The organism is Weizmannia acidilactici, from assembly GCF_008974225.1.
Classification (GTDB): Bacteria; Bacillota; Bacilli; order Bacillales; family Bacillaceae_C; genus Weizmannia; species Weizmannia acidilactici.
The window spans coordinates 1-13909 of record NZ_BKZR01000064.1; the positions used below are offsets into that span (position 1 = coordinate 1).

Genomic DNA, 13909 nt, shown 5'->3' on the forward strand with positions numbered 1-13909 from the left:
ACCGTTATCCTGCAGCTTTTGTTTTGACATTCTCAAATTTTCGGCCAACCATCTCAAGGCGGCGCTTTTTCCCTTCCAGTGTATCCTGCCACGAAAATGTTCATGGATTACTCCCCGTGTACAAAATGATTTCCGCTTCTTCCAACAGCGGCGCTTTTTCGACTTTCACCGATAAAACCGGATGGATGTCACGGATCGGCCACTCAACCGCGATCGCAGGGTCATTCCAGCGGATTCCGCATTCGTATTCTGACGCATAAAATTCATCTACTTTGTATTGTACCTCCGCATCATCCGTCAAGGTCATAAAACCTCTTGGAATCAGGAGCTGTTTTTTATTTTCGACACTCAGCTCCACTCCAAACCACTTGCCATATGTGGAGCTTTTCCACCGCCACATTAAAAACCGCCCTCTTGTGCAGCGAACAAGTTTAGATTGGGCTATCAGGTTCATCTGGTAATGCAGGCCTCGCCATGTCCCTTTTGCGGCGGAAAAAGACTGGTTATCTTGCACAAACCGGATGTTGATCCCGGCCTCCGCAAAGTTTTTTCATTATAAGTTTCCATAAACCCGCCTTACTACGTCACGGTCAGCAAGCTAAACATCGTTTTTTCATTATAAGTTTCTATAAACCAGCCGCGGCGATCGCCGAAAACAGCCGGATCAATCACATAAACGCCTTCCGAGTGGGTTTTGCTGTTTTCATAAATCTTCCCTATACGCTATTTTAACTAAGAAGTTATTCTTTCTATATGATGATTTGAATGGAAAAACGCGGGAGTTTGCCACGTTTTGTCTTTGCGGGAAATTCCGGGCCGGTGACGTTTAAGAGGAGATCGCGGCCATCATGCTAAAAATATGCCGTTTTCGTTCTTTTTCGTCTCGAACAGAGGATGACATTCAAGTTAACCATTTTGCTCCGTTCTATATTGCAGTTTTTCATTCCATTATGTCTAACACCCAACCTGTGATAACAAAGGATCCCCCTTACCTTAGTTGGATCACCGGCCTCAACACCTTCCGTCATACGGTCGGCAACCGCAGCACTTATGTTAGCGGGAAAACAAGCAAATCAAGTACCGTATATGTGAAAATCGGATCGAAAACGTATAAAAGCACAAGCAACAGTAAAGGCGAATATAAAGTCAAGATTCCGAAGCACAAAGCCGGCACGAAAATTTATAATTACGCGAAAAACAGCTACGGATCCAGCAGCACAAAAAGTGTAACGGTGGTTGACAGAATCGCACCAGGCACACCGTCTGTTTACGCGGTCAGCCACACTTCCAAGTACATCATTGAGAAGCATACGTAACCGTTACTGCTTATGCAAGCAGCAAAAAAATCGGCTCTGCCAAAGCCGACAAGCGCGGATATTATAAAATCCAAATCAGCCCAACGAAAAAAGGCACCACGATTAAAGTGAGAGCCGCGGATAAATCCGGCAATATTAGCGGATATCGGACAGTAAAAGTGAAATAGCAAAAAGCGTGTAACGATTCAAGAAGCGCAGGGGCCAAAACCTCTGCGCTTTCTTATATTACAAGCCTTTCCCCCAGCACCATCAAAAACGTCAAAATCATTCCCCTTAAAAATTTTGTAAATATTAAGTTAAGTTCCTTTGAAATCGCAGTTTTGCGATTTTTTTTGTGCTATCATGAATTTGCAAATTGATAAGTAAGGAGGAAAGCTTCGTGCCGAAAATCGAGATGGTCAATGTTTCGAAGTCTTACGGGAAAGGCGCAACTGTTTTAAGTGACATTCACTTTTCGGTTGAGCAAGGAGAATTTTTTGTGCTTGTCGGCCCTTCAGGATGCGGGAAGAGCACGATTTTGCGGATGATTGCCGGGCTTGAAGACATTTCAGGCGGCCAGCTCTATATTGACAACCGGCCGGCAAACTATGTTTTGCCGAAAGACCGCCAAGTGTCGATGGTATTTCAGAATTACGCCCTTTATCCGCACATGACGGTAAGGGAAAATATCCTTTTTGGCATTAACTCGAAAGAAAAACTCACCAAGCAGGAAAAAGAAGCGCGGCTTAAACATGCACTGGCACTTGTCCAACTGGAGCCATTTGCCGAAAAAAAACCGCGCGCTTTATCTGGGGGCCAGCGGCAAAGGGTTGCATTGGCAAGGGCGATTGTCAGTCAGGCGCCGATTTGTTTAATGGATGAGCCGCTCTCGAATTTGGATGCGAAACTCCGCACCGAGATGCGGGCGGAAATCCGGCAACTGCAGCGCCAGCTCGGGTTAACGATGATTTACGTTACCCACGACCAGGTGGAAGCGATGACGATGGGAGACCGGATCATGATCTTGAATGAAGGAAGGATCCAGCAAATCGGAGAGCCGATCGAAATCTACAATGATCCGGCAAATCAATTCGCTGCTTCTTTTATCGGATCGCCGCAAATGAATTTCACAGAAGCGTATGTTGAAGAGGGAAAACGTTTCAGGATTCCGGACGGTCCGGCCGTTCAGCCAGGATTCTCTTTTCCCAAACCAACATGCATCCTTGGCATCCGGCCTGAGCATTTTAAACCGAATGCCAAGAGCGGCGACGCTGCAATACAGGCAACCGTCAAGTCCGCCGAACAACTTGGCGACAAAACGATTATTTGGTTTGCGTTCGGAAATACACAGTGGAAAGCAAAATGGGCCGGACAATGGCAGCTTGATCCGGATGACCGGATAACGGTCTACTTCTCTCCGGAGGATGTCCATTTTTTTGATCCGGATACGCGCGAAAAGGCCTTCAATATGGAAAAAGGCGGGGTTTCGGTATGATACAAAATTTATCTGCTGGAGAAGCGATCAATGCCCAATTGGAACAGGAGAAGAAGACAAAGAGGCGATACGGGGATGCTGTGACCGGATGGCTGTTTCTGCTTCCATCCCTCATTTTGTTGGCCGTTTTCATTTTTTACCCGATGTTCCGGACGGTATTTCTCAGTTTTTATCTGACCGATTTTGCCGGGCATCCAACCGTGTTCGCCGGACTCAGCAATTTTAAAGAACTGTTCACATCCGCAGACTACAGACAAAGTTTGCTGTACACGCTGATGTTTGCTGCGGGAACAGTTGCGGCAACCGTGATCATTTCGCTTTTTCTCGCTTTGCTCGCCAATGAAAAATTAAAAGGAATCGGCTTTTTCAGAACCATTTTCGCATCAACAATGGGGATCAGCGTCTCCGTGGCTTCCGTTTTTTGGATGTTTTTATTTAATCCTTCCATCGGACTGATGAACCGTTTGATGCAGCTCTTTCACCTTCCTGCGGTCAGCTGGTTAACCGACCCGCATTGGGCGTTGTTTTCCATTTCGCTGTCCACCGTGTGGATGAACACTGGCTTTTCTTTTTTAATCCTCTTGGGCGGCTTGCAACACATTGACCAAAACCTTTATGAAAGTGCGCAAATTACGGGGATTCCGTATCTCACGCAGGTCAGGCGGATTACACTCCCGCTGTTATCGCCGACATTGTTTTTTGTCATCATCGTTTCGGTGATCAATGCCTTCCAAACATTCGGGCAGATTGACATGCTCACAAAGGGCGGCCCGTCAAATCACACAAATTTGCTCGTGTATTCCATTTACCAGGATGCCTTTATCAACCACCAGTTTGGTACCTCCAGTGCCGAAGCGGTTATATTAGCTGTCATCATCTTTGTCTTAACGATCATCCAATTTAAGGCGGGGGAAAAGAAGGTGCATTACCAATGATGAGAACGTTTGTCTCGAAGACCGGCCTGTACGCTGTTTTAATCTTCTTTGCGCTTTTGATTGGCAGCCCGTTTTTGCTCGGCCTGTCCATCAGCCTCATACCGCAGGAAGAGATTGTAGCCGGACATTATTTTTCAGTGCATATCAGTTTAAACCATTATCTTGAAGCCTTTCAAAACACGACTTTCGTCCATTATCTGATGAACAGTGTTCTTGTTTCATTGGCTGTCACGGCCGGGCAGCTGCTGCTGTCGAGCCTTGCTGCATATGCGTTTGTGTTTCCAAAATTCAAAGGGCAAAATCTGCTGTTTTACTTGTTTATTTCCACGATGATGGTTCCGTTTGAGGCGCAGATGATCCCCAATTTTGAGACGATACGGGATCTGGGCTGGCTGAATACGTATCCTGCACTCATCCTGCCGTTTATCGCTTCCGCATTTGGAACGTTTTTACTCAGGCAGCATTTCAAACAAATTCCAATGGAGTTAAAAGAAGCAAGCGACCTGATGGGCATTAGCCATTGGAAATTTTATCTGAAAGTTGTGCTGCCGATGTCGAAGATCAGCCTTGTTACGTTAGGTACATACAGCTTTTTGACGACGTGGAATCAGTATTTATGGCCGATTCTGGTCACAACCAATGATACAGCCCGCACCGTGCAGATCGGGCTCAAACAAATGCAATCCCAGGAAACGCTGAACGACTGGGGCATGATCATGGCATGTGCGGTCACTGTCGCGATCCCGACTTTACTCGTCTTATTTGCGGGTCAAAAACATTTGCAAAAAGGCCTCACCGAAGGCTCGATAAAATAGGAGGAATGTATGGACCCTGATCCGGAGAGATATAGGAGGGTGAGCGATCTTGAGTCGTGTGGAGATCTTACGCACGGTTATATCCTTTTATTTACCAAACTTATCCAGTTCGGTCGTTAGGATGGTCCATAACCTATAATAATATTCTGCATAAATTCGTTTGAAGATGTGATAGCTATTTGGTGTAAATTAAACACCTATGAAATTTTGAGAATGAGTGAGTATTCAAGAGAAAACTTAACTTTATTGAAGGAGGATGCAAAATGATTAAAAAATACCTTGCAATTTTTATGATGCTTTGCCTTACCTTAAGCCTTGCTGCCTGTGGCGCAAATACAGAGGCGACCACCACGAAACAAAACGGCCGCATCGTGGTGACGTTTTGGCATTCCATGAGCGGAGAGCCGCAAAAAACGCTCAATCAAATTGTGAAAGAATACAACCAGTCACAGAATAAAGTGCTCGTAAAAACGGAATACCAGGGGGAATACACGGAATCCCTGCCAAAATACTTAAGTGTCGGCGGTACGGATAAAGCCCCTACCATCATCCAGGTTCAGGAAATCGGGACCAAGACAATGATCAACAGCGGCTTTATTGATCCTGTCCAAAAATTCATTGACAAAGATCACTATGATACTTCGAACTTGGAAAAGAATATTTTAAATTATTATACGGTGGACGGAAAACTATATTCTATGCCGTTTAATTCCTCCACACCTGTCCTGTATTACAACGAGGATGCCCTTAAAAAAGCCGGCGTCAACATCGATCCGAAAAATGTCACTTTTGAACAGATTGAAGCATATGCAAAAAAAGTAACAGACTCCAGCAATGGAAAAATGAAAGGCTTTGCCCTGCAGCCGTATGGTTGGCTTTTTGAAGAATTGCTGGCCAATCAAGGTTCACTGCTGGTCAATAAAAACAACGGACATGACGGAACGCCGACAAAGTCCGTGTTCAATAACGAAGCGGGAAAAAACATTCTCAAGTGGGCGAAAAACATGATTGCAGACAAAACTTTTGTCGATTACGGCACGGGCACGAATGCGGCTGATGATATGACAGCGGGATTTCTTGCAGGCAAAGTGGCCATGTTCATCCAATCGTCCGCCAGCATCCGGGACGTTGTCGATAACGCAAAATTTAAAGTCGGTGTAGCTTATCTGCCGCATCCGGAAAGCAAAAAATGGAACGGGGTTGCCATCGGCGGTGCAAGCCTGTGGCTGTCAAAAGGAAAAAGCAGCGCCGAACAAAAAGCGGCATGGGATTTCATGAAATATTTGGCAAGCCCTCACGTACAGGCTGAATGGCACATAGGCACCGGCTATTTTGCCATTAACACGAAAGCATACGATGACCAGCTTGTAAAAGAAGCTTATCAAAAAGTGCCGCAGTTGCAAGTTCCGGTGCAGCAATTACAAGCCACCCATACTTCGCCGGTCACACAGGGCGCGCTGATGCAAAGCCTTCCGGAAGAAAGAACCGCTGTGGAATCGGCCATGGAAAGTGTCTATAACGGCGAAGACATTGACAAAGCCCTGAATAAAGCTGTAGAACAAACCAACCAGGCCATTGAAAAAGCCAACCAGGCAAACGGAAAATGATAACCGGAGGAATGCGCTTATGGGAGAAACACTGATATTCGGGCACCGCGGCAGCAAGGGAACCCATCCGGAAAATACATTGCTGGGTTTTGCCCATGCCTGTCACATCGGAGCGGAAGGCTTAGAACTGGATGTCCACATGTCAAAAGACGGCGAACTGGTGGTGATCCATGATGAGAAACTCGACAGAACGACTACAGGCAGCGGTTATGTGAAAGATTTAAATTTGAACGAAATCAAACAATACAGCGCCGGCAAGAAATTCAAACATCTCTCTTTTTATGATTCATCCTGGGAGAAGGAAACGGTCCCCACCCTTGAGGAAGTGCTGGAACTGACAGCGGATTACCAGGTTTCCTTGAACATTGAGCTGAAGACAGATACGTTTTCCTACCCCGGCATCGAAAAAAAGGCCTTGGAGCTCTCGGAAAGGTACCATTTAAAATCAAGAATCATTTTTTCATCTTTTAATCTTTCAACACTGATAAGGATAAAAACATTAGACCCGGAGGCACATACTGCTTTTTTGACATCGAAGCGCCATTTGGATTTAGAGCGTATGATTCAAGATCACCAGCTGTCCGGACTACACCTGAACCGGTCGTTTTTAATCAGCAAATCCAATCTATTTACGACAGAACATTCGGTTCCGGTACGTGTTTGGACAGTGAATTCCGCCCGTTCCATTAAAAAAGCTCTGGACCTGAAGCTGGCAGGTATTATCACGGACTACCCGGAAAAGGCGCTGGAGTTAAAAAAGAAACATGCCCAATCCGTCAAGCATGCCGGAATCAATTTTTCCGGAGTTTTCAATTGAAGCATTAAACGAATTTAAGCTCCGGAATAACCATGATGGCCAAAACAATGGCGATATTGAAAGACCAATCCCTACCTGCATCAATTAGGCGGGGATTTTTTTATGTCTGGCGTCTGTCAGGCACCCATCATAATCCCCGTCAGGCATCCATAAGATGATAAGAGTGCACGAAAGGAGAGAATGCCGGATGGCAAATTTTGAACAGGCAGCAGGATTTGAACATGGCTTCTGGCTTCAAATATTGGGAGATCACGCACGTTTTATTCATGATTCACTCGCTCCGCAGGAAAAACAAGAAATTGAACAAACGCGTTATTTTATTCAAGTCTTTGATCAACTGCTTAGAAGTATACAAAATGCCGATCTCATCCGCTTAAGCCAAAGAGCGGATGAAGAAGCATTGCAATTAAGGCAGTTGAAACTTTCGATCATCAGAAAACAGTTGACCGGGAAAATCACCATTCATTTGACGCCCAGTTTTATTAACCATATGGTCAATGAATTAGATGAATATTTGCGTGTTCTAAAATACTTAAAAAAGGGTGAAGTTCCACCTGTTGTCCACGAGGTGCATCACCATCTGGTTTGGCTGTTGGATGCAGCAGGCCATGCCGGTGCCATTTCAAGTAATCTTGACCGGGTTGAAAAGAAAATGAAAGGAAAAAGCGATGCATTCACAAAGGACTTTGAGGATTTCTATTTAAAAGCGGTGGAAATGGCTGGATTTTTGCGGACGAGATTATCCACTTTCCCTGCTTTGAAGAAATTTGGTCAGGATATTTCTCTGGAAATGGCGCTTTTCATGAACTTTTTGCATGAAATTGAAGAACTTCGGTTAAGCAAGGAGGCTTTAGGATCTTTTGCGCCATTGATGGCCGATCATATGATGAGAGAGGAATGTTACTATTTGAATAAATTAGCAGAGTCTACAGAACTGGAGTACCCAAACTGTAACCCGGCAAAGCCCAGGTTGCAAGAATGAGGCTCCTCGAAGTGTAGATGTAATGCCGCTTTTCTTCCTCCACCTTCCTTATATGGTGGATTTTTTGTGGCTACAACAAGTGACACATCTTTGAGGAAAGGCACCATTTCAAGCTGGTGATAGGTTGCAGGCCCTTTTCGCGGATATAAAGTGACTGTGTACACTATTCGGGCGTAATAAATGCTTCTTATTCCGCTAAGTTTGAGGACCTTGAACGCCGTTTTTGGAGATTTTTTCAAAAAGGGAGGACATCTCTTTCCCCTGCTTTTTCCTCCTTTCGCTGATTTTCGCATCTTTCCGCTGATTTTTTTGGCATTTCCGCTGATTTCCCGCACATGTCCGCCGGTTTTTCCGAGATTTCCGCTGATTTCCTTTGCCTGGATGGGGTGATCAGGCGTTGTTGTAAACTTGAACGCTGTTTTTGGAGATTTTTTCAAAAAGGGAGGACATCTCTTCCCTGCTTTTTCTTCCTTTCGCTGATTTTTGCATCTTTCCGCTGATTTCCCGCACATGTCCGCCGATTTCTCCCTAGGTTCCGCTGATTTCCTTTGCCTAGACAGGGCAATCAGACGTTGTTGTAAACTTGAACGCCGTTTTTGGAGATTTTTTCAAAAGGGGGGCATCTCTTTCCCCTGCTTTTTCCTCCTTTCGCTGATTTTCGCATCTTTCCGCTGATTTTTTTGGCATTTCCGCTGATTTCCCGCACATGTCCGCCGGTTTTTCCACCACTTTCGCTGATTCCTCAGTTCAAAACTGGGAGAGCGGCCGTAGTTCCGGAGTTTGCACCCGGTTTTTAGGAATTCTGCAAAAAGGCTGTCTCCCTTACTCTTACTTTTTCCCTGCTACGCTGATTTCTCTCTAGGTTCCGCTGAATCTTCCTATGTTGGATGGGGGTCTGGCAGAGTTTTAGATTTGTACGCCTTTTTTAAGGAATTTTTCAAAAGGGGAACGCCCCACTTCCCCCTGTGTATTTTTCTTCTATCGGTCCTGACATAACTTCTTAGTACCCTTTCACCGGGTTAGTTTTACTCTAAATGAGAAAACCCGTCGAGAAAAATGAATTTCTCGGGCGGGTTTTCTTGTTAAAAAGGACTTTTTGGACAGCACCTTATAATTGATATGCTATTTCTATTGTTTCTCCACGAAAACTGAACTACTTATTCCCATAGGTCGTTTTTCTTATTTCACTTTCACGTATCGGTAGCCGCTTTTATTCCCCGCTTTGTCTTTCGCGTAAATTTTGAGCGTGGAGCCTTTTTTCTGTTTTTTCATATGGACGGTGTAAGTCCCTTTTGAGCTGACCGTTGCTTTGCCGACGTAATGGCTGCCGTTGTACACATAAACCGTTGCATATTTTTCGGCCTTACCCGATACAGTTGTTGATTTATACGTTACGGTGCCGGCGGTTGGTGTCGCAGGCGGGGTTTTGTCAACGACTTTAAACGACCTGCCTGTACTTGTATTCCCGGCTTTGTCTGTAGCATACGCCGTCAAAGTTGTGCCGGCTTTTTGCTTGGATTTGATTTTTACTGAGAATGTGCCTTTACTGCTTGCGTAGCCGTAGCCCAATACTGTTTTACCTGATTTGATCGTCACTTTGGCACCGGCTTCGGCTTTCCCGGTGACAGTGGTTTGGTTATCCCCAAAGGTGTAAACGGTCGGTGCTGCCGGTGCAGTTTTATCAATGACTGTCACGCTGGCGCCTGCACTTGTATTCCCGGCGGCATCTTTAGCATATACAACCAGTTTTGTTCCCGCCTTTTGTTTTGCAATTTTAATCTTGAAGTTGCCCTTGCTGTCGGCGATGCCGGTTCCAATGGTTGTGCTGCCTCTTTTAATCGTGACCGCAGCGTTTGCTTCCGTCGTGCCGGTGACATATGTCGTTGCGTCACTGATGGTATTGACCTTTGGAATAGCAGGTGCTGTTTTGTCGATAACGGTCACGGTTGTCCCGGCACTCTTATTGCCTGCCACATCCTGGGCATACACCGTAAGTTTTGTCCCCGCTTTTTGTTTCGCAATCGTGACTTTAAAGCTTCCCTTGCTGTCAGCCGTGTCTGTTCCTAAAATGGCAGAGCCCGATTGTACTGTGACTTTTGCGCCGGCTTCCGTTGTACCTGTTACGGTTGTGCTTGCATCCGTCACACTGTTTACTTTCGGGGCTGCAGGAGCGGTCTTATCGCTCACCGTCACAGTTGTGCCCGCGCTTTTGTTGCCTGCCGCATCCTGGGCATACACCGTAAGTTTTGTACCGGCTTTTTGTTTTGCAATCCCTGCTTTAAAGGCGCCGGTGCTGTCGGCTGTTGCCGTGCCTAAAACTGCTAATCCCGACTGCACCGTTACTTTCGCACCCGCTTCCGTTGTCCCGGTAACCGTTGTATCTGCATCACTGACCGGATTCACTCTCGGAGCGGACGGTGCTGTTTTATCAATGACCGTTACAGTCGTTTCAGGGCTCATATTCCCAGCGGCATCTTCTGCATATGCCGAAAGCTGTGTACCGGCTCTCTGCTTCGATATCGCAATTGCAAAAGTTCCGGATGAAGTTGCGTACCCTGTTGAAATGACAGCATGATTCGCTTTTACCGTAATCTTCGCGCCTACTTCAGCGGTTCCAGTCACAGATGTATCCGCATCGCTGACGTTATTGAGAACCGGTGCTGCCGGTGCGGTTTTGTCCTTAACGGTGACAACCGCTTCGCCGCTCTTGTTGCCATTGCTGTCCACAGCGTATACATGCAGTTCGGTGCCCGCCTTTTGTTTCGGAATGGTTACCGAGAAATTTCCAGAAGAGCCGGAAACAGAGGAACCGATAACTGTGCCGTTTACCGCAACGGAAACTGTCACATTCGGATCGGCCGTCCCGGTTACAGTCGTGTCGCTGTCGCCGACTTCATTCACTACAGGAGTTGCCGGTGCGGTTGCATTCCCGCCGCCAGCATCCAAAAGCGTATAAGTAATATCTTGGCCTTTATCTGCCGGAACGGAAAAATCATCTTTGGAGCCCAAGCTTTTGACAACGGCGCCGCCGCCCTTCAGATTCAGCGAAGATCCGCTGTACGTTTTAATGTTAAGGCCGTCAAAAGCGGAATCGCCTTTAAAGCCGTACAGGCCCGTATCCTGTTTTAACACTAGTGCGGCGCGGAAATCGGTCATAAACTGCCCAAAGGAAATATTTTCCCCGACATATTTATGGATGATATCCTGAACCGCCTGATAATCGCTGTGCGGATCATTGATCAGTTCTTTGAAAATGCTGTTGCCCCGTCCACACTGGTCTTTCAAGTATTCCATGAAGAGATACGACAGGGAATAGTTGGCCAAAACGTCCCCGTCATAATCCCAATACAACAGAGAATGGCCGTTCGTGATATCCGAATCTTCATTATAGTAATCGATCCGGTCTTGCAGTGCTTCTCCCGTATAAATTTGTTCGGCGGCCATGGATAAGCCTTCATCCATCCATGTATCGGTATCCGTCAGCCCCTGCACGAAAACTTTCTGATTAAAATTGATCATGTGCTGGAATTCGTGCGCCAAAGTGGAGTATGCCTGCGACACATCTTTTGAAGAACCAATCCCCATGAGCGGATATGTGTCAATATAAAAAATTTCCGAACGGTTGGAATAGCTGACATTGTACAAATCCTGCGGAGAAAAATAGCCGGCCACATAGCCTCCGCTGCCACTGAAACCGTCCTGGATGTCGTAGCATAAAATATTGACTTTCCCGTTTTGGTCGATATCCGACGGTGAGCCAAAATTGTCTACATCGGAGCTGTAAATTTTATTATCAAATTCTTTGCCGAGCTGCGCAGCTTCATCCGATGTAATCTCATTGTTGTTGACCCATACATCGGCATGGGAGCCGCTGTACAGGAGCGTCGCGCTCATCGAAGAGTATGCGCCCGTTACGAGATTCTGGACATAAAAAGATTTGCTGTCCCCGACCTGATAGTTTGCCTGGATGGACTTCGTGCTTTTCTTCAATGACCGGCTTTCATATTTTTTCGTATCAAACGGGACAACGTAGTCCATTTGATACGCAGACCGGCTTAAATTTTTGCTGCTTGCATATTCATCGTTCTGGATGGCAAATGAACCCGTGCTTTCCGTTGCATTCCCGTCAGTAGATTCATTGCTGATCAATTCGTAGTAATTCGAACCGGTTGTTGGTGTGCCACCTTGATAAAACGGATTTGCGACTTTAAAATATGTTACATCCGAATAGTAATAATCAGAAAGGCTGCTCAATGTGCCTACCCGGACGTAAATATACGGGTCATTTTGGAAAAATGATTTGTTTATAATGAACCCAAGGCTTACAGTGCCTGTATACGCACTAATATCTTTTTCAAAATACCCGACAAAATCCATTGTCCCGTTATGATTCGTATAAAATTCAATTTCCAAATAAGGGTCTTTGTAATAGTCCGTGTCTGTATGCAGGAGCGTAAACAGCATTTGCGTATCGGAATACGAGGTTGTCGATCCGTATGTAAGATAATGGGTGCTATACCAGCTGTCTGTTAAAGCGCCTACATATCCACCCGGGTTAATAAGCGGATAATCATCCGGATTTAAGTAACTCTGACTACCCGACTTGTCCACATAATTCGGTTTTGCACCTTGAATGATTTTGGACTGCAAACTTATCGTATTTCTTGCATTCTGCTGATCCGTGGACGTGGATCCGTTCGCATAAACCCCGACAGGCAGCCCGAAAATCAGGGCCAAAACGAACAATAACTTAAGCATATTTTTTATTTTCTTCAAAAAAATCCCCCCTCTTAATCTAAAATCATACTATTTTATTACATACCTGGCTATAGGGTTACGAAAAATTTTCCCCATATTTAAGACTCCGTTAATGGGCCATCATTTTTTCACAGAAAAATCGATTTTCACGATATTTGGTATCATAAAACACCACCAATCTCATATAACGTGCCTATAAAACAAAATGGATGAACACGAAAAATATAGAGAAAAAGTATTTACTTCGAGTAATTTCCTTGTGTAGAAGATTCATAGACAGGCGTGTGAAAATCGCAACTGACGACATCAGTGGCTGCTGCGGTTGCAATTGCAACCAACATCATGAAAAAGACTCGTTTGTATAAAATGGCCAGCCATTATTTAAGTTGATAAGTATTTCTTCCTTTTTCTCTCCCATGGTTTTCCTCCTTCAATAAAGTACAATTATCTCTTGACTTCTCATTCATTCTCAAAATTTCATAAAAGTTGTCACATCTCTAAATGGATATAGGCACAATTTTCTTTCAGGGTGAGGTCCATCCTAACAACCAAATTGGGTATATTTGGTAAATAAATGGATATAACCGTGCGTAAATACTCCACATAACTCACGGTCGCTCACCCTCCTATGTCTTCCAGGATCGGGGTCCACACATTCCTTCGTCCTGCGTATCCATGAGGTGGAGGCCGGATATGCTCCTTTGCTGGGTCTTATGCCCGAACGGAATAAATGAACTCCGGCTCTGCACTATTGGTGTTTGTTTTGAAATGAAGCAGTTATCAAGAGTTATCTTACATTTCTTAAGCTGCCTGTAATGCTTCTATTTGAGGTAGACCTTGTAGTAATTTGCAACCATCAAACTCACACTGCTTGTTGCCGATGACAAACAAGACTCGTAATAACTTACAGCACAGGGCAATGAGAGACTGTTGTTTTTTTAATGGGCGTTCAGGGCGTTTTGTATAATATTGATGCAGGGCTTTAAACGTCGGATTATGCACAACCAGTGGGCGAATTGCCAGATACAAGGCCCTTCCAAGGCCCTTCGCAGCCTCTTTCGTCCCCATTTGGTGATGGTTGTTTGATTGATGCTGATTTTTTCTTCCCAACGATCCTTAGACGGCTTATAAGGTACGTTCGATGATGATTTTTTCCTCTCAATGGTCCTTAGACGGATTGTAAAGTACGTTCGCACTCACTTTCT

Annotated in this window: 12 protein-coding genes and 1 pseudogene; 8 read left to right on the forward strand and 5 right to left on the reverse strand. The window is 45.3% G+C overall.

Translation table 11 applies throughout. The annotated features are described in order from the left end of the window. Positions 1-100: 100 nt before the first annotated feature. Positions 101-514, reverse strand: a complete 414-nt coding sequence (locus tag GBH70_RS15630; RefSeq protein WP_367592357.1) for a dTDP-4-dehydrorhamnose 3,5-epimerase family protein — start codon at positions 512-514, stop codon at positions 101-103. Positions 515-579: 65 nt separating this feature from the next. Then, positions 580-672, reverse strand: a complete 93-nt coding sequence (locus tag GBH70_RS17880) for a hypothetical protein (RefSeq protein WP_367592358.1) — start codon at positions 670-672, stop codon at positions 580-582. A gap of 278 nt (positions 673-950) precedes the next feature. Between GBH70_RS17880 and GBH70_RS17425 the strand changes: the two genes are divergently transcribed. From GBH70_RS17425 to GBH70_RS15665, 8 genes are all read left to right on the forward strand, one after another. Further along, the gene (locus tag GBH70_RS17425; protein WP_253694001.1) at positions 951-1316 is read left to right on the forward strand and encodes an Ig-like domain-containing protein; all 366 of its coding nucleotides are present in this window, start codon (positions 951-953) and stop codon (positions 1314-1316) included. A 29-nt stretch (positions 1317-1345) separates the two neighbouring features. Continuing rightward, a complete protein-coding gene (locus GBH70_RS17430; RefSeq protein ID WP_244490548.1) occupies positions 1346-1483 on the forward strand; it encodes an Ig-like domain-containing protein in 138 nt (45 codons plus the stop codon). Positions 1484-1695: 212 nt separating this feature from the next. Further along, positions 1696-2790, forward strand: coding sequence for an ABC transporter ATP-binding protein (locus tag GBH70_RS15640; protein WP_253694004.1), 1095 nt, complete (start codon positions 1696-1698; stop codon positions 2788-2790). Next, positions 2787-3725, forward strand: a complete 939-nt coding sequence (locus GBH70_RS15645; protein ID WP_151681898.1) for a carbohydrate ABC transporter permease — start codon at positions 2787-2789, stop codon at positions 3723-3725. Before GBH70_RS15640 ends, GBH70_RS15645 begins: the two co-directional genes overlap by 4 nt. Further along, positions 3722-4540, forward strand: coding sequence for a carbohydrate ABC transporter permease (locus tag GBH70_RS15650; RefSeq protein WP_013860838.1), 819 nt, complete (start codon positions 3722-3724; stop codon positions 4538-4540). Before GBH70_RS15645 ends, GBH70_RS15650 begins: the two co-directional genes overlap by 4 nt. 263 nt (positions 4541-4803) lie before the next feature. After that, positions 4804-6147: an ABC transporter substrate-binding protein gene (locus GBH70_RS15655; RefSeq protein ID WP_151681899.1), complete on the forward strand. Its 1344-nt coding sequence runs from the start codon at positions 4804-4806 to the stop codon at positions 6145-6147. A gap of 19 nt (positions 6148-6166) precedes the next feature. Then, the gene (locus tag GBH70_RS15660) at positions 6167-6964 is read left to right on the forward strand and encodes a glycerophosphodiester phosphodiesterase (protein WP_013860840.1); all 798 of its coding nucleotides are present in this window, start codon (positions 6167-6169) and stop codon (positions 6962-6964) included. Positions 6965-7151: 187 nt separating this feature from the next. Then, positions 7152-7946, forward strand: a complete 795-nt coding sequence (locus tag GBH70_RS15665; RefSeq protein ID WP_151681900.1) for a DUF2935 domain-containing protein — start codon at positions 7152-7154, stop codon at positions 7944-7946. Here GBH70_RS15665 and GBH70_RS15670 read toward each other — a convergent pair. The 3 genes and pseudogenes from GBH70_RS15670 to GBH70_RS15680 all read right to left on the reverse strand — a co-directional run. Continuing rightward, a complete protein-coding gene (locus tag GBH70_RS15670; protein ID WP_151681901.1) occupies positions 7868-8458 on the reverse strand; it encodes a hypothetical protein in 591 nt (196 codons plus the stop codon). The two genes, GBH70_RS15665 and GBH70_RS15670, sit on opposite strands and share 79 nt — an antisense overlap. A 667-nt stretch (positions 8459-9125) precedes the next feature. Then, the gene (locus GBH70_RS15675; protein ID WP_151681903.1) at positions 9126-12200 is read right to left on the reverse strand and encodes an Ig-like domain-containing protein; all 3075 of its coding nucleotides are present in this window, start codon (positions 12198-12200) and stop codon (positions 9126-9128) included. Between the two features lie 1305 nt (positions 12201-13505). Next, positions 13506-13789, reverse strand: a pseudogene (locus tag GBH70_RS15680) (IS110 family transposase); the annotation flags it as partial. Positions 13790-13909: the final 120 nt, after the last annotated feature.